Below are 24395 nucleotides of genomic sequence, written 5' to 3' on the forward strand. Positions count from 1 at the left end.
ATTGGAGACTGTTACACTCAATAATGGCATTGAAATGCCCGTAGAAGGATTTGGTGGCTGGTTTGGTACTGGAAAAGAAAAACAACAAAGGTGTGAAGAGGCGGTTACAACTGCGTTGGAGTTAGGATTTCGTTTGATTGACACTGCTCAAGCTTATGGTACAGAAAAGACAATTGGTAAAGTTATAGCTCAAAGTGGCATACCACGAGAAGAATTGTTTGTCACTTCAAAATTATGGATTACTAATACTGGCTATCGCAAATCAAAAAGGGCTTTCTTTGATTCTTTGGCTAATTTAGGATTAGATTATTTAGACCTGTATATTATTCATGAACCCTTGGGAGATTACATGGGTTCTTGGCGTGCTTTGGAAGATTTATATAAAGAAGGTAGGATTCGGGCAATTGGGGTTTCCAATTTTTATGAACGCCATTTAACGGATTTGATTGCTAAAAGTGAGATTAAGCCCGCAGTAGACCAAATTGAAATCAATCCGTTCAAACAACAACAGAAGATGCGACAGGTTTTATTGGCTAATAATATTGAAGTTGAAGCGTGGGGACCCTTGACTCAAGGTAAACAAGATTTGTTTCATGATCCGACTTTGACAATGATTGCCCAGGAACATGACAGAAGTGTGGTACAAATTATTTTACGATGGCTGGCTCAAAATTCAATTGTTTCGATTCCTAAATCGACATCAAAAAAACATATTCAAGCAAATCTCGATATTTTTGACTTTGAATTAACAACTGACGAATTAGTGCAAATTAGTAGCTTAGATCAGCAAAAAGAACTTGCTGATAAAAACAAGCTTTCGCAATTGATCAGTACAATTTTCAACCAAACGTAAAAAATTTGAAAGGGTCCAATTTTTATGACTAAAAGAAGCAAGTGGGGAATTTCTTTATTGATAGCTGCGCCACTGATTTATATACTAGGCGAATTCATTAGCTCTCTAGCATGGGAAAATCCGGATTATCATTATTTGACAAATTGGATTAGTGACTTAGGCGTACCAATCGTGACTAAAACAATCAATTCTCCTTGGCACAACATTATGAATACTGGCTTTATTACGTATGGTATTCTTGCTTTTCTTGCCTTTTATTTACTTCAAAAGGTATTTTACAAAAGAAGACGAGTTGTTCTAAGCTTTGCCTTTATTCAAGGTTTGGAAATTAGCTTAGTGGGTCTTTTCCCTGGTTATCCCTGGTGGGGAGTTGTTTTTCATGGCTTGGGTGCATTAATGGCAATCGTGGGTGGAAATCTGTGCCTTATCTTTGCCAGTCATGCGGTTAAACAAACGTCATCAAAAAAATCATTTGTCAGATTCAGTAATCTTGTGGGAACCATCGGTATAGTTTAGTTTTATCCTATGCCTATCTTTGAGTACAGTATTTACTTACGATGCCGTTTTTGAACGTCTTTCAGTTTATACCATTATGTTGTGGGATATTATTTTTGCGGGCTACCTATTAAGAACGAAGCCTTTTGTACATGAAATTTAAACAGAACAAGAACTAGAAAGGATATTATTAATGAGTAAAAAAATTGTTTTAATTACAGGCGCTTCCAATGAAATTGGAAAAGAAACGGCTTTAGAATTGGCAAAGGGAAACTATCAGTTGATCATTCATGGTAGAAATCCAGAGAGAACTAAGGCAGTTTACGATGAAATTATTGCGTTGGGAAACCATGATGTTAGCATGATTACAGCTGATTTCTCCTTGCTATCAGAAGTAGCCAAATTTGCTGACAAAGTAAAGGCACAAGTTGGTCATTTAGATGTACTCTATAACAATGCTGGTGGACAGTTTGGTGAGGAAAGAGAACTAACGTCAGAAGGTCACGAAAAGACTTTTGCCATTAATATGTTGGCACCGTTCTTACTTACTAAGCTACTTCTTCCTCTATTGGAAAAGAGTGCATCGGCCAGAATTGTGACACAGTCATCAGAAAGTTACCAGAGTGCAGATCCTATTTTAGATGATATTGAGCTTGAAAATCATTACAGTTTCGGGGCAGCTTATGGTCTTTCAAAATTGTATGTTTGGTGGATCATGCGTGAATTTGCAGAACACTTAAAAGAAAATAATGTTCAAAATGTTACCGTAAACACAGTGGAGCCAGGAACAGCGTTATCAACAGGACTACAAAGAATATCAGGGGAAATACCTGAAATGCAAAAATTAATGGATGAATATCAACAATATTCATGGTCAATTCCTGATGCAGCTGCTACAGGACTCTATATGATTACCTCATCAGATGTAGAAGGTGTCTCTGGCAAATTCTATGGTGATAAAAAAGAGAAGGAAATTGATTCTAAGTGGTACTCTGAGAATGGTCAAGAACAAATTTGGAACTACTGTAATCAGGCTACTGAAAAATATTTATAAAAAATTGAGTAGAGAGTTCTATCAATGCAATGTAATAATGTACTGGTCAGAATCATATTAGTCACTAAATTTTGCTAGCGACCGCTGCTACACTGATTAACAGTGGGACAAGGAAAGACGGGAAAATGATTTTGGGGAAATGACAGGTTGATTGGGTTGAAAGAGGCGTTATTATCGGAGCCCTCAGAAACTCTTTGCGTGTCTTAGTGAAGCACATTGCGCAAATCGCCAATGATGAGCCATGGGTTCACGACTTTGATGAAGATTTGAACGTTGATTTAAAGGATATTTTGAAGTAATTAGAAATATGAGATAGAGACTACTGACAGAAATGTTGGTAGTCTTTTTTTGATTTGGTAATTTCGTTAAAAATGTTCAATTCATGATGAGATTGGCTGTTTTTTTGGCGTGAGTAACCTACTGATTAATTGTATATCGTAAGTAAATAATATTTTAAAAAATTAACCCTTGCATAATATCTAAAGACGACTATCATATAGGTCGGACATACTTTTAGCTTTAGGAGGCAATAAACAAGAAAAATGGACAGCGGAACCGATAAATCTAGTGATAGACGGCGCTTTATTGATGTAAATAGCAGGGTTAATATTGTGAGGTTGATTAGTATATTAGCAACCATTATGTGTGTGCTCATGTATTTATCTTATATAACCGAAATTCAAAGTAACCTTGCTGGTAATCCGGTACCCCTTATTCAGCCACTAACCATGATGTTAGATGCCATGTTATGGGCAGGATATGGTTGGTTAAAAAAATACCGAGATTGGCCATTAGTGATATCAAATGTACCAGGTATATTCTTGGGGATTGTTACTATCATTACAATCTACGTTCATTAAATTTGAATATAATTAATAAAGACAAAAGACTACTGACAATGTTCGGTAGTCTTTTTTAGCGGTCTGAATATGCATTATAAAATGAATATACGTTTAATTTATGAATAAAACGCGAAAAGTGTTGCGTTTACTGTATATTTATTCTATTATTTAGAAAACGTTCAAAGAGAGGGAATTGTTATGAGTAATGAGAAAGTTGTTTTAGCTTATTCTGGTGGCTTAGATACGTCAGTCGAGATTGCCTGGTTAAAAAATGCCGGTTATGATGTGATTGCATGTTGTATCGATGTTGGTGAGGAAAAAGATTTGGACAAGATCCAAGTCAAGGGTAAGCAGGTTGGTGCTATTGAATCGGTTGTTATCGATGCACAACAAGAATTTGCTGAGGAGTATGCATTAGTTGCGTTACAAGCTCATGCTTATTACGAAGGGGAGTATCCATTAATTTCAGCATTGTCACGACCTTTGATTGCCAAGAAATTGGTTGAAGTTGCTAAGCAGTATGGGGCAACTGCGATTGCCCATGGTTGCACGGGTAAGGGAAATGACCAAGTCCGTTTTGAAACAGAAATTCATGCCTTAGCACCTGAGATGAAAATTGAAGATCCTATTCGTGATCAACACATGTCACGTGAAATGGAAATCGCTTATGCTAAAGAAAATGGTATTCCTGTGCCAATTACAACCGAAAGCCCATATTCAATTGATGAAAATCTTTGGGGACTTGCAAATGAATGTGGTATTTTGGAGGACCCATGGGCCACAGCACCTGAAGATGCTTACGAGCGTACAACTGCTTTGGAAAATACACCAGATGAACCGGATTATGTTGAAATTGCCTTTGAGCAAGGTGTGCCAGTTGCCATTAATGGGCAAGAATATGCCTTAGCCGATTTGATTAAGGAATTAAACCAAGTAGCTGGTAAACATGGGATTGGTCGGATTGATCACGTTGAAAATCGTTTGATTGGTATTAAGTCACGTGAAGTTTATGAAGCTCCCGGTGCAGAAGTATTACTAAAAGCACACAAGGATTTGGAAGATTTGACTACGACTAAGGATCTTGCGCATTTCAAACCCATTATTGAAAAAGAAATTGCGGATATAATTTATAATGCTTTGTGGTACACACCTTTGTTTGACTCATTGAAAGCATTTATTGATGAAAGCCAAAAAGAAGTGAATGGTGTGGTTCGCGTTAAGTTGTTTAAGGGTAATGTGATTTGTGAAGGTCGTCAATCAAAGAATTCACTATATAGTCTAGATTTGGCAACATACACATCAGCTGATGCCTTTGATCAGGAATCAGCTGCCGGATTCATCAAGCTATATAGCTTACCTTCAGTCGTGCATGCGCAAGTACAACAAAAATTGGCAGATGCAGAAAAAGTTGTTTTAAAGTAGAAAGTAGGCAAAATCATGGCAACAAATCAAATGTGGGGTGGCCGTTTTGAAAAAGGCAATAGTGCTGATGTTGTAGCTTTTAATGCGTCGATTTCCTTTGACCAACGTTTAGCAAAACATGATTTGAAAGGTTCAATTGCCCACGCAAAAATGTTGACGCATACGAAGATACTTTCCAAAACAGAAGGTACGCAAATTGTTGGCGGATTGGAAAAATTATTGAAAAAATTAACTACGGGAGAGTTAACTTTTTCTGATACGTTCGAAGATATCCATATGAATATCGAGCATCTGTTACAACAAGAGATTGGGGATGTTGCTGGTAAGCTACATACAGCGCGCAGCCGTAATGATCAAACAGCCACTGATATGCATTTGTTTATGAAAGATGAAACGGTACAAATCATGGCATTATTAGATGAATTGCTAAACGTTGTGGTGATAAAGGCTGACGCTAACGTCAACACATTGATGGCAGGTTATACTCATTTGCAACATGCCCAGCCTATTTCATACGCTCACTATTTAATGGCGTATTATGAAATGTTTACCCGCGATAAACAAAGGTTTGAAATGGCCTACCACAGTACAAATCAATCACCGTTGGGGGCTGCTGCTTTAGCAGGAACGACCTTCCCGATTGATCGGGAGGATAGTGCACAAGAATTGGGCTTTGCTGGCAACTATCAAAATTCAATCGATGCTGTGTCTGACAGAGATTACCTGTTAGATTTCCTACATGCTGCAGCGACTTTGATGATGCATTTAAGTCGATTCTGTGAAGAGATTATTCAATGGAATTCTTATGAGTTCGGGTATATTGAAATTAGTGATGAATTTGCTACTGGTAGTTCAATCATGCCGCAAAAGAAAAATCCAGATGTTGCTGAGTTGATTCGTGGAAAAACTGGTCGGGTCTATGGCTCATTGTTCTCATTGTTGACGACCCTAAAAGGTTTGCCATTAGCCTATGACAAAGATTTACAAGAAGACAAGGAAGGTGTTTTTGACACGATTGATACGTTGAAAGCTTGCGTCTCATTGTTTACGGAAATGTTGGCTACTATTCAAGTGAAGTCAGATAAGTTAGCAGCTTCATTGCAGGATGATTTTTCGAATGCGACCGAGTTGGCAGATTATTTAGCTGACAAAGGGTTACCGTTTAGACAAGCGCATCAGGTAGTCGGCAAGTTAGTTCATTATGGGGTTGCCAATAACTTACCCTTACAAAAAATGTCCTTAACCCAGTTACAAGAATTTGAGCCTTTGATAGCAGATGATGTTTATGATGTACTTGACCCAGAAAATGCGGTCGCCCGGCGAATTTCTTTGGGGTCGACTGGCTTCGAGCAAGTGAAATATCAGATTAAAAAAGCGCAAAAAAAGTTAGCTAGTAAAAGTTAGCTAGTGAATGATAATGAAAAAACATATGAGTTAGATAATGCTGTCCAGCGAGACAGATCTAACTCATGTGTTTTTTATTTCTATTATTATTTTTTTGATTGGCGATGGTGATTATCATGTGCCAGGCTTAAGTAAATTAGAATCAATATAATAGCAGCACCGCTAATTGTATAAAGGTTATTAACTACCTTATGATCAGCAACTGCCCATGCTAAGTAAATGAGGGTAATTTGTAAAAATCATTAGATAAGGGATTGGCCAGCGAAAATTTTATTGAACAGTTTCATTAGTGGGTACTCCTTTTAGTATGTGTATTAGTATCAGGCAAATCACCATTTTCTGGAATGTAGTCCAGGATATCCTCAATACGTTTAGGAATCGGGATTTGTGGATCAATGTGCGGATTATTTTGATGAACTAACCGATAAGATTTTCGATAATCCGTAGGCGATAGGCTAGTCGTCGACTTGAATTTATGTGCAAATACTTTCGGGTCGGTAAAATAAGCAGCCGTTGCAATTTGCTTAATCGACATTTCTGTTCGGATTAATAATAATGAAGCGACTTCAATTTTTAAATGATTCAGATATTGTAACGTTGTCATCCCCGTATATTTTTTAAATAAGCGGGTTAGGTAATCTGGATTTAAATGGACATGGGTAGATATCTCTGCAACAGATAATGTTGCGGAGATATTAACACGTATCCATTCCTTAATATAATTAATTTTCGAACGTTCATCAGTTTGATTTTGCGATAAGAATTCTTTAAATAAATAGATGAGTAGTGTTGAAGTTAAGTAATCACGCTCATCAATGTAGGATAACTGATTATTTATTGATAACATTTGATGCACAAGAATCAAAATTTGTTGATCATTTTCTAATGTGAAGTGTCGCGGTAAAGCAATTTTTTGATGTTTATCTGTTACTGATTGCATGTGATCAATTAATTCTGTGACTGTGCTGGTAAATATTTTTTCTTTGTACTGTGAAAAGAAGTGAAGCCAGTAAAAATCAACAAGATCATCACTTTTACGAAAACCTCCAAATGGGGTGAATGGTGGAATGACTAGTACATCATGAGCGTTAAGTGTTACATGTTGCTGTTCAATTTCCAAGTAAATAGGGCCTTTAATGCAAATAATTACTTCATAATCACCTTGATGGAACATTTGCTTATGCTGCCAATGTTGGTTGCTAATGAATTCACCACCTTTATAAAATAACATGGTCTTGTCTAGCGTAAATGTAGAGAAAAGCATAAAATCTCACCTCGATTTAAAAGTCGGAAACGGTCACTTTATATCGTATATGAACTTCATGATACTTATGTATAGAATACCGTGATAGTAAATCATTCGTTTAATTTATCTTAAATTTAAAATAGTCGGAAATGATTACCTTATGTGCAATTATAAATCTTTTTTGATAATTTGAAAACGGTTACAATTATTTTGTGAATAGGTAATCAAATGATTGATTGCCAGCATAATAATTAGAGGGAGACAACTATCATGGAATCAAATACTAATACTAATGATCGAGTGAATAGTGAAGTTGATGCAGCAAAAAAGATGTTAGCACAAGACAAATTACCATTTCATCGTAAAATTACGTATGGATTTACAGACCTGTTAGGTAACTTACTGTACTGTATTATCAGTTCGTATATGTTATATTTTTTCACCAATGTTTTCGGCCTTTCTGTCGGAGTTGCGGGAGTTTTACTATTAATTGGTCGTATATTTGATGCAATTGGTGCACCAATTATGGCGATTCTGGTGGATCATACACATAGTAAATATGGAAAGAGCCGACCATGGTTCTTATGGGGAGCATTGCCATTTGCAATATTTGTTTGGCTGCTATTTACAACACCGGATATCAGTAACACAGCTAAGATTATCTATGCTGGTGTCATGTATATTTTGGCTGATTTTTCGTATACTGCTATGTCGACACCGATTACATCGGTCTTGCCTAATTTAACCACAAATACAGATGACCGGATGCAAGCCAATTCTATTCGTCTGGTTTTGGGAAATGTTGGTAATTTCTTCGCAGTGACATTTATTATTCCGTTCGCTGACTTGTTAGGTCAGGGTAACGATCAACGAGGTTGGTCATTAGCAGTTGGTATTTATGCAATTGTGGCATTTATATTGTTGATTATTGCGTTCTTTGACATGCGTGAGAAAAACATTGCTAAAGAAAAAATTATTAGTATTAAGGAAAGTTTGAAAGCGACTAAAGGTAATTGGCCATGGGTAATTATTGTTTTGGCTAATTTAGCTTATTGGACAGCATACACGGTACGAAATTCGGCATTACCTTATTATTTTCAATATAACCTAGGTGATAAGTCGTTAATTTCATTCTTTAACGGTTTCTCAATTATCCAGGTTATTGGGATGGCTTCAGTACCATTTGTTGTAAAGCTATTACACAAATGGGGATCAACAGTATTTTTCCTTTCTTTGACAATTGTTGGTCAAATTTGGTTAGGACTTGCGGGAAGTAATATAGTTTCGGCATTAATTGCTTGGTGTATAGCATGTATAGGTGCTGGATCAGCATGTACCATGTTTTTTGCTATGGTTGGTGATACCGTTGATTTTGGTGAATGGAAAACAGGTATTCGTGCAAATGGATTCTTAACGGCTATTGGCGCAGCATTTTGTATTCAAATGGGTTCTGGTTTAGGTTCGTTCATTGTTTCTATGTTGTTAGATAGCGTCGGTTTTGATGCATCACGTGCTGCACAATCAACAAGTAGTCTAACAGGTATCAACCTATCTTTTGTTTGGGTACCAATTATTATTTATGTCATTAGTTTGGTATTAATGATTGCTTATCGTAAATGGGAGCACCATGAACCAATCGTTTAAAAAGAATTAGCTGAACGAGAAGTTGAAGCAGAAAAAGTTTAACTGAAAGGATTTTTTAAATATGAGTGATCAAGAGACAATTCAACTAAATCAAGTGAAAGTGACGTCAGAATTTTGGCAACGCTATCGGGAGCTTGTTGTTAAGGAAGTATTACCTTATCAATGGCAAGTTATGAATGATCAAGCAAATATCGATATTGCTGATGATCCGCAAAATAATGGTCAAGACAAAAATAGTCATGCTATTGCTAATTTGAAGATTGCAGATGGACGTGAAGAGGGACATCATTATGGTTTTCCCTTTCAAGATACGGATGTTTATAAATGGTTAGAAGCAGCAGCTTACTCATTTTCGTATCAGCAGGATGATAATCTTAAAAAAATCACTGATGAATTAATTGATTTGATAGCTGATGCACAAGATGAGGATGGCTATCTATCGACTTACTTTCAAATTGATGCTCCTGAAAGAAAATTTAAGCGTTTGCAGCAGTCGCATGAACTGTATACAATGGGTCATTATATTGAAGCAGGCGTTGCATATTATCAAGCAACCGGAAATAAAAAAGCCTTGCAAATTGCCAAACGCATGGCAGATTGTATTGATCAAAACTTCGGATTGAAAGAAAATCAAATTCATGGCTATGATGGGCATCCAGAAATTGAGTTAGCCTTGGTTAGACTGTTCGAGGTAACACAAGAGCAACGTTACCTTGATTTAGCGCATTATTTCTTAAATCAACGTGGTCAAAATCCTGATTTTTTTGATGAGCAAATAAAATCGGATGGTGAAGACCGTGATTTGATAGCTGGTATGCGTGATTTTACGCGGCGCTACTATCAAGCGGCAGAACCAATTAAAGACCAGCAAACAGCTGATGGGCATGCAGTTCGCGTTGTCTATCTATGTACCGGCATGGCAATGGTTGCTCGTCATACAGGCGATCAAGAGTTATTAACGGCATGCAAGCGATTTTGGAATGATATTGTCAAGCGCCGTATGTACATTACGGGTAATATTGGTTCAACAACAACTGGAGAAGCTTTCACCTATGATTATGATTTGCCTAATGATACGATGTATGGCGAAACTTGTGCTTCAGTAGGTATGTCTTTTTTTGCAAAAGAAATGTTGAAAATTGAGGCAAAAGGTGAATATGGGGATGTTTTGGAAAAAGAGTTATTCAATGGCGCACTAGGCGGCATGTCGTTGGACGGTAAACATTTTTTCTACGTTAATCCATTAGAAGCAGACCCAGCAGCTTCAAAGTCAAATCCAGGAAAGTCACACATTCTGACGCATCGTGCCGACTGGTTCGGTTGCGCTTGTTGCCCGGCAAATTTGGCACGATTAATTACATCGGTTGATCAATATATTTATACGGTCCACGATAATACGATTTTAAGTCATCAGTTTATTGCAAATAAAGCAAACTTCAGTGATGGTATTACCGTGACTCAGAACAATAATTTTCCATGGCAAGGGGATATTAATTACCATCTTGAAAATGATAATCACAAATCATTCCAGTTTGGTATTCGGATACCTCAGTGGTCGCAGGACAATCTAAATGTTTCAGTTAATGGGAAACAAGCTGATGTTACAATTGAGGACGGCTTTATTTATTTAACCGTGAATCAGACTAATATTGATATTGAGTTAACATTGAACATGACAACAAAATTGATGCGTAGTAGTAACCGTGTGAAAGATAATTTTGGTCAAGTTGCCGTGACACGTGGTCCGCTAGTTTATGCGGCTGAAGAGGCTGATAATGAAACACCCCTTTGGGATTATCATGTTGCTACTGAAGATGATGTGACAACCTATGCCTATCATGCAGACTTGCTTGGTGGTGTTGGCGTTATTCATTTGCCGGCGACAAGAGAACGACTTGATTCCGCAGATGACGCATTGTATCAGACATTAGAGGAAGCACCGGTCAGGGATAAGGCTCGGCTAACATTAGTGCCATACTATAGGGCTAATCGTTCAAATGGTCAAATGCGAGTCTGGCTATATAGATAAAAGTATTAACAAATTAAATTAATCATCTAACGTGTGATTGAAAAGCGGTTTAACCTTTTCCATCACACGTTTTTAACAATAGATACATGGGTGATTAACATTGATATGTTGATTTTCATTACATTTATTAAATAACAGAAAAGAGTGACGAATGGAGAGTGGGTTACCTTGGTTAATTCTATTTGCCATTATAATCATTGTGCTACTAGATTGTCTGTTGGGTGGTAACCTTTCTAAGTCGTTACTGGTATAATGAAGGTACGAAATGATATGAAAGAGGGGGTCAGTACTTATGTATCAAGAACATGCCGTTTTAAACGGATTACATTGGGTTAGTATTACTGATCCAACACATGATGATATTCAAAAATTACATAAAAAGTTTGACTTAACGCCTAAATTTCAATCATACGTACAGGATCCACGCGAACGTTCACGTTATGATTATAATGAAGCGACAGATACGAGTATGCTGATTTGGCAAGTTGTTATTAAAGACGAATCGGATCAGGGATACCATGTGATGCCGGTAAGTTTTATTGTGACAGTTGATACCTTGATTTCGGCTGTACCTGCACAGGCACAACGAGTTAATGACGAATTACAACATTTATTTGCTCAAAAAAGTAAGCAACGACAAAGTATAATCACGATTTTATTGCAACTGTTGTGGCGTTTAAACGACCAATATATGGATCAAATAGATGATATTAATGCAATCCGTGCAGACTTAGCAAAATATCGCAAAAATCCAACAAATAAACAAATTGAAGCGCTAGCATCGCTTAGTAATCAATTAGTACACTTAACCACAGCCACTGATAATAATGTCATGGCTATTAAACAAATGAAATTGAGTGGGAATGCCGATTCTGATGCAGTGTCATTAAATAAGCGTGAACGTGAGATGGTAGCTGATGTGGAAATTGAAACAAATCAGAGTCAACAAATTACGCAAGATACTTCTGATTTGGTTGAACGGCTATCCAATACGTATAATAATATTCTGAATAATTCATTGAATGACACGATGCGCTTTTTGACAGTGTGGTCACTTATTTTGGCAGTTCCGCCCATTATTTCAGGTTTTTACGGTATGAATGTGCATTTACCACTAGCTGTTGGCCAATGGGCTTGGGTAGGCACGTTATTTATGACAGCTGCATTGATTGCTGCAGTGGTGTGGTTAGTGCATCGAAGAAAATAATCTTCTAATTGTTAATGTTGACAAAAATCAGCCTTTATCTTATTATTTATATAAATTAATTAGTTTTTGCTGAGAAAAGATGAGTAATTGATTAGCGACTTTTGACAGAGAACCACATGAGGTGAAAAGTGGTAGAGAAGCGTCGATGAAGATGGTCTTGGAGTACAGACAAACAGTGAGTTTATTAAATGTTATATGAGCTGTTTGCGGGTCCGCCCGTTATCGCGGACAGGTATAGCTAGTAGTAGTGTATCTGATTGAGGGTATTGTTTGAAAAAATAATACCGAATAATGGGTGGTACCACGTGAACAATTAACATCACGTCCCTAGGAAACAAGCACACACTTGTTTCCTAGGGACTTTTTTAATGCAATTATCAATTAATCATAGTCTTGTTCATTAGTATTTATTAGAAAGAGGGGATTTAATCATGGCAACATTGACAGCAACAAAATTACATTACGATATTGTCGGTAGTTTTTTGCGTCCAGATTCAGTTAAGGAAGCACGCGCAAATTTTGCGGCAAATAAGATTAGTCAAGAACAATTAACGGCAGTTGAGGATGAAGCAATTCGCGATTTAGTTGCTAAAGAAATTGACGCTGGCTTGAAGGTTGTGACCGACGGTGAATTTAGACGTAGTTACTGGCATCTAGATACTTTCTGGGGCTTTTCTGGTATTGAACACACATATGCAGAACATGGTTATTTGTTCCATGATGAAGAGACTAGAAATGATTCTGCTCAGGTAGTGGGCAAGATTGCTTTTAATCCAGAACACCATGATTTAAAAGCCTTTAATTTTTTAAATGAATTGGTAAAGGATCAACCGGGAGTGACTGCACGGCAGAGTATTCCATCACCTGCCCAATTTTATGCTGAGTTAGCGCGTGGTGCCGAAAATGAAGCTGCTCTGCAAAAGTACTATCCTAATCAAGAGGAGTTAGTACAAGATATTGGTAACGCGTATCATGATTTGATTTTGGCATTATATGATGCGGGTTGTCGAGATGTGAAGATTGATGATTGTACTTGGGGCATGGTAGTCGATGGTGATTTTTGGCAAGAAATGACAAATGGTGAATTTAATCGTGATGCCTTACAAGACCTTTATTTAGCATTGAACAATGCGGCCATTACTGATTTACCATCAGATTTGCGCATTAGTACGCACATTTGTCGTGGTAATTATCATTCTACATGGGCCGCTAAAGGGGGGTATGCACCAGTTGCGGGCCACTTATTTGCCCAAGAAAAAGTGGATGCATTCTACCTAGAATTTGATGATGAACGTTCAGGTGATTTTGCACCATTAGCCGAAGTACCAGCAGGCACACAGGTAGTTTTGGGACTGGTTACTAGCAAGCGACCAGAACTTGAGATTAAGGAAACATTACTTCACCGGATTGATGAAGCCACACAGTATGTTCCCTTAGAAAACTTGTCATTAAGTACGCAATGTGGCTTTGCTTCAACTGAAGAAGGTAACCAACTGACTGAACAACAACAGTGGGATAAAATTCGATTGGTTGTTGATACAGCGCAAGAAGTTTGGGGAGATTAACTTAAAAGGTCGAGACAATTGTTGTTGTCTCGACCTTTTACGATAGATAGAAATAGTGATTAATTAATGTGTGAAATCAACAACCATGCGTCCCACGATTTGGTTGTTCTTCATTTCGTCAATGATATCGTTGATTTCTGATAATTTGCGTCTTTGGACAATTGGTTTGACACGTTTTTCAGCACCAAATTGGAAGGCTTCCGCCAAATCCTGGCGAGTACCAACTAATGATCCGGCGACTTTAATACCATCAAGAACAGTCTTTGAAATGTTCAATCCCATATCCCCTTGAGGTAGGGCAATGGCAACCAACGTACCATCAGGACGCAAGGCATTGACTGCAGTTGTAAATGAATCTGGGCTAACAGCCGTGATGATTGCACTGTGGACACCACCTACTTTATCTTGCAAAACTTGTGAGGCATCTTCATGAAGTGAGTTGATTGTTAAATCGGCACCTAAATCTTTAGTAGCAGCCAGTTTATCATCATCAATATCAACTGCGGCAACATGAGCGCCGAAGACATTGTGAGCATATTGGACGGCTAAGTTACCTAGGCCACCAGTACCGACAACTTCGACCCATTGACCAGGCTTTAAATCACCAGTCTTGAGCCCTTTGTAGACGGTTACACCAGCACAAGTTAATGAAGTTGCTTCGATTGGATCAAGTTCATCTGGTACTTTAACTGCATAGTCAGCTGGGACGATGCACTCCTCAGCCATGGCACCATCAACATTAAACCCCGAATTTTCAACATTACGGCAAAGTGTCTCACGGCCAGTTGTACAGTATTCGCAATGGCCGCATCCCCGGTAGAACCAGGCGACAGACACGCGATCACCAATGTTTAGATTCGTCACGCCATCTGCAATTTTAGTTACTTTACCGACACCTTCGTGGCCAATAATACGACCGGGAACTTTACCAAAATCACCAGCGGCAACATGTAAATCTGTGTGACATAAACCACAATATTCCATTTTTACAAGTGCCTCACCGTATTTTAAGTCTCGCAATTCAACATCTTTAATATCCACGTATCCATCACAATTATCTCTAACAACAGCTGCTTTCATAATCTTATCCCCCAAAACTGTTTTGTTATATTTAAACACCTAAAGCATAACAAAACAGGATATAAAAATAAAGTGAAAACAATCACAAAAAACAACGTATAATAGTCACTTTATTTGACAACGTGTTAAACAAATTAGTTACTATTGTGTAGTGAATTTTCAATTAAATGTGTGTATTCTAAAGATAAGGGATACGAGTTAATGGGTATTTCTTAAGTATTTTTGTTTTGAAGGGCCATGGTTTTGTTGTACGAAAGAGGGAGGAAATTTATGAATTACAGTAGTGGTAATTTTGAAGCTTTTGCACACCCACGGAAGCCAGAAGGTGTTGAGCAAAAATCAGCTTATATTGTCGGTGGTGGTTTAGCTGGACTATCTGCAGCGGTGTTTTTAGTTCGTGATGCTCAAATGCCGGGAAATCAAATTCATATTTTAGAAGAATTGTCGGTACCAGGAGGATCCCTAGATGGTACTGAACGACCAAATATTGGTTTGGTCACTCGTGGTGGTCGTGAAATGGAAAATCATTTCGAAACCATGTGGGACATGTATCGGTCGATTCCATCATTAGAAATTCCAGGTGCATCATATTTAGATGAGTTTTATTGGTTAGATAAGGATGACCCAAACTCATCAAACACACGTTTAATTTATAAGCGTGGCCAACAGGTACCAACTGATGGTCAGTATACCTTAGATGAAAAATCAGTTGAACTTATCAAACTGATTATGACACCTGAGTCAAAGTTAGGACGAACAACGATTGAGGAATTCTTTTCACCAGAATTCTTTGAGAGTAATTTTTGGATGTACTGGGCAACGATGTTTGCTTTTGAAAAATGGCATTCAGCCGTGGAAATGCGGCGCTATACGATGCGGTTTATTCACCATATTGATGGCTTGCCTGATTTTACGGCGTTAAAGTTTAACAAGTATAATCAATATGATTCAATGGTTTTGCCAATTATCAAATATCTTGAAGGTTTTGGCGTTGATTTCCAATACAATACGACAGTAGATAATATTGACGTTGATTTTGATGACGAAAACAAGACCAAGACTGCCCGTAAACTATATTTGCATGTAGATGGCGAACAAAAGGAAGTTAAATTAACACAGAATGACTTAGTATTTGTCACGAATGGTTCGATTACTGAAAGTTCAACTTATGGTTCACACCATGAGGCAGCACCAGTAACTCACGAACTAGGTGGTAGTTGGACACTTTGGAATAATCTAGCCCAACAATCCGAAGAATTTGGTCACCCAGAAGTATTCTATGATAATTTACCAGATCGTAGTTGGCATGTTGCAGCAACCTTGACGATTAAGAATACGGCCTTGGATCCTTATGTTGAGCGCCTAACTAATCGTGATTTACATGATAATAAAGTTAATACAGGTGGTATTGTTACCATCACAGATTCTAACTGGTTAATGAGCTTTGCTGTCCATCGCCAACCACATTTTAAAACACAGGCTGAAAATGAAACTGTTGTTTGGGTATATGCTTTGTATTCTGATACAAAGGGAAACTTTATTGATAAGACCGTTGTTGAAAGTACAGGTGAAGAAATTACCCAAGAGTGGCTATATCACTTAGGGGTACCAGAAGCAAAGATCAAAACATTGGCCAAGCAGGATAGCGTTAATGCCGTCCCTGTTTATATGCCATTTATTACATCATACTTTATGCCACGAGTTGCGGGTGACCGTCCAGCAGTAGTACCGGATGGCTCAGTGAACTTGGCATTTATCGGTAATTTTGCTGAATCACCAACACGTGATACGGTCTTTACAACAGAGTACTCGATTCGAACAGCGATGGAGTCAGTATACTCGTTACTCAATGTTGAGCGTGCCGTCCCAGAAGTCTATAATTCAGTTTATGATATTCGAACATTGCTACGTGCGGTGTACTACATGAATGATAAAAAGAAGTTAGCAGATATTGACTTGCATTTGCCGAAGTTGGTGCAAAAGACTGCTTTGCGTAAAATTGATGATACTTGGGTAGCAGAGTTACTTAAAGAAGCTGGCTTGCTTTAATATCTTGATACTAGTTATCAAAAAATGAATCTAGGAGAAATTAACGTGCCAAGTACTGAAATTAAAAATTATTGGGAAAAATTTTGACAGGCTAATCACCTGGATACGACGACGGCCTACTCAGCTTGGTCATATGGTAATAGCCCTGAAATGGCCAATGATTTAGCAGATCTGACTGTTCGTGGTATTAAAACGGCGACGACTTCGGCGGCCGAACTGTATGAGTTTGGTGAACCTAAACCGTATGCTGGGGAATATAATATTATTTTAAATGGTAATCAAAAACCTGTTTGTATTACACGAACAACTGTCGTCGAAACGATACCCTATGATTTAGTGTCAGCTGAACATGCGTATCATGAAGGTGAGGGTGATCGTTCATTAGGCTATTGGCGTAAGGTTCATGAGCCGTTTTTTAAACAAGAATATGCGCAAATGGGTCAGAATTTTCATGAAAAAATACCATGTATTTGTGAAGTGTTTGAAGTTGTGTACAGTGGTACTGACTAGTGTGTGCAACAAAAGTTATTTAGTATTTAATTATAAATAGTACATTTCAATTACAAAACATATAAATAAAGTAATAAACAGACGTTGATAACAACACCTACTGGATAGGTCGTTAGTTATCAACGTCTGTTTGATTATGGCGATAAAAATTTACTTTGTTTCTGTCGCATTAACTTGTGATGAATGCTTGGAAATTGATGCGTCTTGTACGCCGAGAATACTTAGGATAAAGGCAACAATTGGGACACCAATAATTAGACCCCAGGCACCTAATAAATGCTCCATGACAATGATTGTTGCAAATGTTAAAAAGATTGGTAATTCTGTTCGAGTAGCCATTAATCTTGGGTGTAAGAAGTATGATTCAAATAGATGAATAACGGCAATTAAAATCCAAACTTCAATCATACCAGTCCATCCCAGCGCTGCGAATGAAATGACACTTAATGGAATTAGTGAAACCAAAACACCAGCAATTGGAATTAGGCCAAGAATAAAAATTAATAGCGCCATCACTAGAATACTAGGAACCTTCAGTAGGCTCAAACCAATCACCATGAGTACGGTATTGATAAAAGCAATGGTCATTTGTACTTCGATAATGCTTCCTAGAATTAAGACAAAGGTGCTTGTTAGTTCATAAACATTAGTGAAAAATTTAGGATAATTTGAATTAGCAAATTGTGTGCCAAAAATGCGTAATCTTTGCCATGAAATGGCGAAGATAAAACTAAGAAAGATTGAAAGCAATACTTTAGAAAGCACACTACCAATAACATTAAGGGTATCCCAGCCGCTCTCGAGCAGCGTCCGCCAATTTTTTGTCACCTCATTCAACAAATCCAGATTTTGATAAGTGTCATTGAGGTATTTTTTGACATCCGGGAAGTTTTTCATGAATTTCATGACTTCGTCAGGAATAATGGCAAATTGATTGACTAATGTGGGGACGATATACATAAAAGCTGTAACAAAAATAACTATACTAACGGTGAAAAAGATTAGTACCGAAAAACCATAAGGGATTTTAGTCCAACGGTTAATTTTACGTGCACTCTTAACGGCTAAATAACTAAAAATGGTCGTTAATAGCACGATACTAATTAAATCACGGATAATATATAAAACACCTAAAATAAAAATCAAGGCAATTAGTTTCTGAACATCGGCCCGTTTAAATATTTTCTTAAAATCTGTCACACACACTACCTCATTCTTCCTATAAGGACCACTCTACTTATAAATCTTATCTAATTATAGACATAGTTATTGCGAAAAGTGCAAGCGGGTTATTGATTAGTGTATAAAAAATCAGTTAGCTAATTGATGATTATCCAGAAGGAATCCCCGGAGAAACATGATGATAACATAACGTTATGCATTGTATTTGGTGAACTAATAACGTATAAGTTGTGAACTAAATTCAAACAATATTCGTTTATAAAATGAAATTCCTTTTGTATCAGTCGTTGTTAGGGGGTTGTTATTTTAAATAACGAAAAATAAACTTGAAAAATAGCGAATGTTAACCGTATAATTTGAATGGTAATAAATAAACGGATAACAGAACGTTACTTTTAACGATTCAGAAAGCGGGCAAAAATGGTTTCACGACGACTAAAAATAATTGGTGGTGTTGTAGGGGTTATTATTATTGGCGGGGTCGCCTATGGCATGATCAATTCATCTGAGTCTTCAGATAAGAAAAATTATACGGTAGCAATGGTAACTGATGTTGGTGGCATCGACGATAAATCATTTAATCAATCGGCATGGGAAGGATTGCAAAGTTGGGGTAAGGAACACGATTTAACAAAAGGAAGTGACGGTTATAATTATTTACAATCTAAGTCACAAGCTGACTTTGCGCCCAATTTTCAACAAGCGATTCAAGGTAAGTATGATCTGATTGCTGGTATCGGGTACTCTTTGCACAATGCGACAATATCATCAGCTAATAAAAACCCAAAAACGGATTATGTCTTGGTTGATGATATTGATACAAAGAAAACAAAGAACGTTGCCTCAGTTATGTTCCGTTCTGAGCAGTCATCATATTTGGCTGGTGTTGCTGCAGCGACAAAAGCTAAGGCATTAAACCAAAATACTGTTGGTTTTGTTGGTGGAATGCACAGTAACATTATTGATGCATTCGAGGCAGGTTACACTGCTGGCGTGAAATCAGTTGATAAAAACTTGGCAGTTGATGTCCAGTATGCTAATTCATTTGGTGATGCAGCGAAAGGACAAACGATTACTGATGCGATGATGGCCACAGGCGAAAAGATTATTTTCCAAGCAGCTGGTGCTACTGGGAATGGTGTGTTTACTGCAGCAAAAGATAATAACCAGGATTTAACAGCTGATTCGAAGGATAAGGTTTGGGTCATTGGAGTTGATATGGATCAATCTAATATGGGAAATTATCAAACCAAAGATGGCGAGAAAGATAACTTTACTTTGACTTCATCAATTACTGGTGTTGGTCGTGGCTTGCATCTGATTGCGAATAAAGCCTTGAAGGATCAATTCCCTGGCGGTAAGATTGTTGCATACGGTTTGAAAGAAGGTGGTGTTTCAACACCAACCAAGAATTTGACTAGCGATGAGAAGAAGGCAGTCTTAAAGGCTAAGAAGGCCATTATCAAGGGCGATATTGATGTGCCAGCCCATCCAGAAAATTCAAAATTCAAGCAAACATTCTAAAATTGTTACATAAACGTAACTTAAAAAAATAACGAATAGACGTCATTAAATATTATTAATATATTCATTTAAAACGTTTTATAACAAACCTTTTAAAACTTATTGTTTTGTTTGTTCGTTTTTACACGATATAACTAGCTAAAATATTCATAAAACGTTTTACTAAATTACACTTTTCTACCGTTTGTTTATTGCGGATAGGGGAAGCTCAGGCTATACTATTCAAAGGAATTAGCGGTCTAAACGATGTTAACCTACTGTTAACTAAATAATATGAGTCGCTTAGATGAACGAAAGTTGAGGAGAATGAAACATGGTTTCACGTCGTAATTTAGTAATTGGTGGCGTTGCTGTCATCATAATCGCTGGTGTAGGTGCAACGTTGGTTCAAAACAAGCAATCAAGCACTGATAAGAAAGATTTTTCGGTTGCCATGGTGACTGACGTTGGCGGTGTGGACGATCGGTCGTTTAACCAATCTGCGTGGAAGGGAGTTACTGACTGGGGAAAGTCACATAACTTACAGAAGGGTAAGGATGGATATAATTACTTCGCTTCAAAAACTAATGCGGATTTTGCACCAAACTTTCAACAAGGGGTTTCTGCAAATTATAATTTGTTAATTGGTGTTGGGTACGCAACTAATGATGCTTTAGTCGAATCAGCTGAGAAAAATAAAAATACAAAATATGTTTTGATTGATGATAAGGCTAAGAAGTCGTTAAAAAACGTAGCCTCAATGATGTTTAAGCAGCATGAAGCTTCTTATCTAGCTGGTGTTGCCGCAGCGACAAAAGCACAAGACTTAGGTGATGACAAGGTTGGTTTCATTGGTGGTATGAGTTCAGCAACAATCAAAGCTTTCCAAGCTGGTTATATTGCCGGGGTGAAATCTGTTGATCCTAACATGAAAGTTGAATCTCAATTTATTGAATCATTTACGGACACAGCAAAATCAAAGACCATTGCGGATGCTATGTATACATCTGGCTCACACATTATTTTCCAGGCGGCTGGTCCTGCAGGAAATTCAGTGTTCACATCGGCTAAAGATATTGATGCAAAGCTAGCGGCTGATGACAAACAAAAAGCTTGGGTAATCGGGGTCGATATGGATCAAAAGGACCAAGGAGTGTATAAAACTAAGGATGGCCAATCAGCAAATCTAACGTTAGCTTCAGCAGTCAAAAAGATTCCTAGTTCGGTAGTGAAATTGGCCGATCAGGCGATGAAGGGCGATTTCCCCGGTGGCAAGACAGTAACGTTTGGTTTGAAGAATGGTGGCGTTGGTCTAACAAGCGATAATTTGGATAGTGCAGAAAAGCAAGCTGTTCAAAAAGCTACGGATGACGTAAAGTCTGGGGATGTAACTGTACCAAGTAAAATGAAGTAAAAGTTAATAATCAGTACTTATATGGGAAAGCGGGGCAGTTAATGTTCGGCTTTTTCTTAGATTTCTACCTCTTTTAAGATTAGTTTATGTCAAATATATTAAAAGACGAATGATTTTTAAATAGGTGCTAGCAATACGCAAACAAAATATGTAAAATAATTGCTATATATTGAGTTTTATAGATCAGCAAGTGAATTTTTTTCAGGGAGAGAGAAAATATGGCAGATGAGCCAATTGTGTTAGAAATGCACAATATAGTTAAGCAATTTGGCGATTTTCGTGCAAATGATGAGATTAATCTGCAAGTAAGACGTGGACAGATTCATGCCTTACTTGGAGAAAATGGTGCAGGAAAATCAACCTTGATGAATCAATTATCAGGTCTACTCCAGCCGACCTCTGGTGATATTTTAATTAATGGCCAGAAAATCACCGTGGATAGTCCAGCCAAGGCAGCAGAACTCGGCATTGGTATGGTACACCAGCATTTTATGCTAATGGATGCTTTTACCGTCACTGAAAACATTATTTTAGGTTCTGAACCAGTTAATGGTATGAAGTTGGATATCAAAAAGGCTAGCCAGGATATTAAGAAATTATCTAAAAAATATAGATTGGATGTTAATCCGGATGCCCTAGCCGGGGATATTTCGGTTGGTATGCAACAACGTGTGGAAATTTTGAAGACATTGTATCGTGGCGCCGATATTTTAATATTTGATGAGCCAACGGCTGTGTTAACACCACAAGAAATTGACGAATTGATGGGTATCATGCGACACCTTGCATCAGAAGGTAAGTCGATTATCTTAATTACTCACAAATTAGATGAAATTAAAGCGGTGGCGGATCAAGTGACGGTTATTCGCCGTGGAAAATCAATTGATTCGTTTCCGGTAGCTGGTGTGTCATTGCAAGAGTTAGCAGATATCATGGTTGGACGTTCGGTTTCTTTGTATGCAACTGAAAAGTCACCAGCACGACCTAAAGGAACGGTTATCTCATTAGATCATGTCACTGTTAAAGATAGTCGTGGTCTGACAGCCGTTAAGGACTTAAGTCTTGATATCCATGCGGGCGAAGTGGTTGGCCTTGCTGGTATTGATGGTAATGGTCAATCTGAATTGATTTCAGCTATGACGGGCTTGATGCCAACAGCTTCAGGGAAAATCATGTTAAATGGTAAGAACATTGCCAATAAAAAGCCACGTCAAATTACTGAAGCGGGTGTTTCTCATATTCCTGAGGATCGACAACGCTATGGGTTAGAGTTAGACATGACTCTTGCTGAAAATATTGCCTTGCAAACGTATTATAAGCGACCACTTTCAAAGCGTGGTGTCCTAGACTATGAAGCAATTAATAAACATGCGCGTGATTTAATTACTAAATTTGATGTGCGGACGGTGAATGAATTAGTACCAGCCGGTTCATTATCTGGTGGTAATCAGCAGAAAGCCATCATTGCACGTGAGTTAGATCGTAACGCTGATTTCATTATTGCTGCACAACCAACACGTGGACTTGACGTTGGCGCGATTGAATATATTCATCAACAACTAATTTATCAACGTAATGCGAATAAAGCCGTGATGTTGGTTAGTTTTGAATTGGATGAAATTTTGAATGTTGCTGATCGTATTGCCGTCATTTCACATGGTGAAATTACAGGTATCGTGAATGCAAATGAAACAACGAAGAATGAGCTCGGTTTGTTAATGGCTGGTATGTCATTAGACGATGCTCGTGCACAATTAGCAGGAGAATGATCTCGTGAATAAAATTAATTCATATAGTACTGGTCTCGTCGCTGCCTTGGCAGTCTTCTTTGGGTTGCTGGTTGGTGCGATTATTATGCTTGTATCAGGATTTAACCCCGTTACAGGTTATATCAGTTTAATTCAGTCAGCCCTTGGTTCATCTTTAAATATTGGTGAAGTCTTGCGAGCAATGACACCATTGATACTAACAGCAGCTGGATTTTTGGTGGCTCAATCTGCTGGATTCTTTAACATTGGACTTTCTGGTCAAGTTTGGGTCGGTTGGATTGCATCAACCTGGTTTGTGTTGGCAAATCAAGGTATGAATCCTTGGATTTTAATTCCAGTTGCCGTGATTATCGGTGCGCTTGGTGGGGCTATCATGGGCTTTATTCCAGGATGGTTGCGTGCTCAGTTCGGGGCTTCGGAAGTTATTACAACAATTATGCTGAATTATATTGCTTTATATGGTGGTAATGCGATCGTGCAAGGGTTGCCTAATAAGATGATGGCAACAACTGATATGACGAAGACATTAGACGCATCTGATTCATTACGTTGGGATTTCTTGTCAAACCTAACAGGTGGGTCGCGTTTAAATATCGGTTTTCTTATTGCACTGATTGCGTTGTTGGCAATTTGGTTTGTCATGAAACGCACGACCCTTGGTTTTGAAATTCGAGCCGTTGGGTTAAATCCAAATGCTGCCCGCTATGCAGGTATGTCAGCTAAGCGCAATGCGATTACAGCAATGACAATTTCTGGATTGTTAGCTGGTTTGGCGGGTGCGACTGAAGGATTGGGAACTTACCTAAATATCTTTTCACAATCGGCAGCACCGCAAGTTGGTTATGATGGTATGGCTGTTGCATTGTTAGCTTCGGGTTCATTCTTAGGTATTATATTTGCCGGCTTTTTGTTTTCTGTTTTGTCAGTTGGCGGTTTGGGAATGCCGCTAGCGACAGGTGTTCCGACTGAACTGGTTTCAGTTGTGACGGCTTCAATTATTTTCTTCATTGGTGCCAATTATTTGATTCGTTTAATTTTAGTTAAACTAGATGAGGACGATTCAAAGGATAAAGGCAAGCAGAAAAAACATAAAACAACAAAAGCTGATCAAAAGGAGGCAAAGTAAT

Annotated in this window: 19 protein-coding genes; 16 read left to right on the forward strand and 3 right to left on the reverse strand. The window is 37.9% G+C overall.

Annotated features, from left to right (window positions below; translation table 11 throughout):
- Position 1: 1 nt before the first annotated feature.
- The 6 genes from FFM62_RS02620 (at position 2) to argH (ending at position 6070) form a co-directional block, all read left to right on the forward strand.
- The gene (locus FFM62_RS02620; protein ID WP_115470714.1) at positions 2-853 is read left to right on the forward strand and encodes an aldo/keto reductase; all 852 of its coding nucleotides are present in this window, start codon (positions 2-4) and stop codon (positions 851-853) included.
- 24 nt (positions 854-877) lie between these two features.
- Positions 878-1369 carry a DUF998 domain-containing protein gene (locus FFM62_RS02625; RefSeq protein WP_115470715.1) on the forward strand — a complete coding sequence of 164 codons (492 nt, stop codon included), beginning with the start codon at positions 878-880 and terminating at the stop codon, positions 1367-1369.
- A 172-nt stretch (positions 1370-1541) separates the two neighbouring features.
- Positions 1542-2402 (forward strand): SDR family NAD(P)-dependent oxidoreductase, encoded by an 861-nt coding sequence (locus tag FFM62_RS02630; RefSeq protein WP_115470716.1) that lies wholly within the window; start codon positions 1542-1544, stop codon positions 2400-2402.
- Between the two features lie 542 nt (positions 2403-2944).
- Positions 2945-3262: a SemiSWEET family transporter gene (locus FFM62_RS02635; protein WP_115470717.1), complete on the forward strand. Its 318-nt coding sequence runs from the start codon at positions 2945-2947 to the stop codon at positions 3260-3262.
- A gap of 180 nt (positions 3263-3442) precedes the next feature.
- A complete protein-coding gene (locus FFM62_RS02640; RefSeq protein WP_133296301.1) occupies positions 3443-4666 on the forward strand; it encodes an argininosuccinate synthase in 1224 nt (407 codons plus the stop codon).
- Positions 4667-4681: 15 nt separating this feature from the next.
- The gene (argH, locus tag FFM62_RS02645) at positions 4682-6070 is read left to right on the forward strand and encodes an argininosuccinate lyase (RefSeq protein WP_115470719.1); all 1389 of its coding nucleotides are present in this window, start codon (positions 4682-4684) and stop codon (positions 6068-6070) included.
- Positions 6071-6356: 286 nt separating this feature from the next.
- Here the strand turns inward: argH and FFM62_RS02655 are convergent, their stop codons facing one another.
- A complete protein-coding gene (locus FFM62_RS02655; RefSeq protein WP_115470720.1) occupies positions 6357-7334 on the reverse strand; it encodes an AraC family transcriptional regulator in 978 nt (325 codons plus the stop codon).
- A 252-nt stretch (positions 7335-7586) separates the two neighbouring features.
- Here FFM62_RS02655 and FFM62_RS02660 point away from each other — a divergent pair, with 252 nt between their 5' ends.
- The 4 genes from FFM62_RS02660 (at position 7587) to FFM62_RS02675 (ending at position 13761) form a co-directional block, all read left to right on the forward strand.
- Entirely contained in the window at positions 7587-8960 is a 1374-nt protein-coding gene (locus tag FFM62_RS02660; RefSeq protein ID WP_115470721.1) for an MFS transporter, read from the forward strand.
- 61 nt (positions 8961-9021) lie between these two features.
- The gene (locus tag FFM62_RS02665; RefSeq protein WP_115470722.1) at positions 9022-10989 is read left to right on the forward strand and encodes a glycoside hydrolase family 127 protein; all 1968 of its coding nucleotides are present in this window, start codon (positions 9022-9024) and stop codon (positions 10987-10989) included.
- A 292-nt stretch (positions 10990-11281) separates the two neighbouring features.
- Entirely contained in the window at positions 11282-12196 is a 915-nt protein-coding gene (locus tag FFM62_RS02670; protein ID WP_115470723.1) for a magnesium transporter CorA family protein, read from the forward strand.
- Between the two features lie 431 nt (positions 12197-12627).
- On the forward strand, positions 12628-13761 hold the full coding sequence (locus FFM62_RS02675; RefSeq protein ID WP_115470724.1) for a 5-methyltetrahydropteroyltriglutamate--homocysteine S-methyltransferase: 1134 nt from the start codon (positions 12628-12630) through the stop codon (positions 13759-13761).
- A 63-nt stretch (positions 13762-13824) separates the two neighbouring features.
- Here FFM62_RS02675 and adhP read toward each other — a convergent pair whose 3' ends face one another.
- Positions 13825-14841, reverse strand: coding sequence for an alcohol dehydrogenase AdhP (gene adhP, locus FFM62_RS02680; RefSeq protein ID WP_115470725.1), 1017 nt, complete (start codon positions 14839-14841; stop codon positions 13825-13827).
- A gap of 270 nt (positions 14842-15111) precedes the next feature.
- Here adhP and FFM62_RS02685 point away from each other — a divergent pair, with 270 nt between their 5' ends.
- Both FFM62_RS02685 and FFM62_RS02690 read left to right on the forward strand, forming a co-directional pair.
- Positions 15112-16890, forward strand: coding sequence for an oleate hydratase (locus FFM62_RS02685; protein ID WP_115470726.1), 1779 nt, complete (start codon positions 15112-15114; stop codon positions 16888-16890).
- 99 nt (positions 16891-16989) lie between these two features.
- Positions 16990-17400: an ASCH domain-containing protein gene (locus tag FFM62_RS02690; RefSeq protein ID WP_240005906.1), complete on the forward strand. Its 411-nt coding sequence runs from the start codon at positions 16990-16992 to the stop codon at positions 17398-17400.
- Between the two features lie 150 nt (positions 17401-17550).
- On the opposite strand, the gene FFM62_RS02695 is transcribed toward FFM62_RS02690, so the two are convergent.
- Positions 17551-18600, reverse strand: a complete 1050-nt coding sequence (locus FFM62_RS02695) for an AI-2E family transporter (RefSeq protein WP_115470728.1) — start codon at positions 18598-18600, stop codon at positions 17551-17553.
- Positions 18601-19002: 402 nt separating this feature from the next.
- Between FFM62_RS02695 and FFM62_RS02700 the strand changes: the two genes are divergently transcribed.
- The 4 genes from FFM62_RS02700 to FFM62_RS02715 all read left to right on the forward strand — a co-directional run bounded on the left by FFM62_RS02700 (position 19003) and on the right by FFM62_RS02715 (position 24394).
- Positions 19003-20106, forward strand: coding sequence for a BMP family lipoprotein (locus FFM62_RS02700; protein WP_115470729.1), 1104 nt, complete (start codon positions 19003-19005; stop codon positions 20104-20106).
- Positions 20107-20419: 313 nt separating this feature from the next.
- Positions 20420-21499 (forward strand): BMP family lipoprotein, encoded by a 1080-nt coding sequence (locus FFM62_RS02705; RefSeq protein ID WP_115470730.1) that lies wholly within the window; start codon positions 20420-20422, stop codon positions 21497-21499.
- Between the two features lie 218 nt (positions 21500-21717).
- Positions 21718-23268 (forward strand): ABC transporter ATP-binding protein, encoded by a 1551-nt coding sequence (locus FFM62_RS02710; RefSeq protein WP_115470731.1) that lies wholly within the window; start codon positions 21718-21720, stop codon positions 23266-23268.
- Positions 23269-23272: 4 nt separating this feature from the next.
- Entirely contained in the window at positions 23273-24394 is a 1122-nt protein-coding gene (locus tag FFM62_RS02715) for an ABC transporter permease (protein ID WP_115470732.1), read from the forward strand.
- Position 24395: the final 1 nt, after the last annotated feature.

The sequence above is a fragment of the Weissella thailandensis genome, from assembly GCF_005405465.1.
In the GTDB taxonomy this organism is placed as follows: domain Bacteria; phylum Bacillota; class Bacilli; order Lactobacillales; family Lactobacillaceae; genus Weissella; species Weissella thailandensis.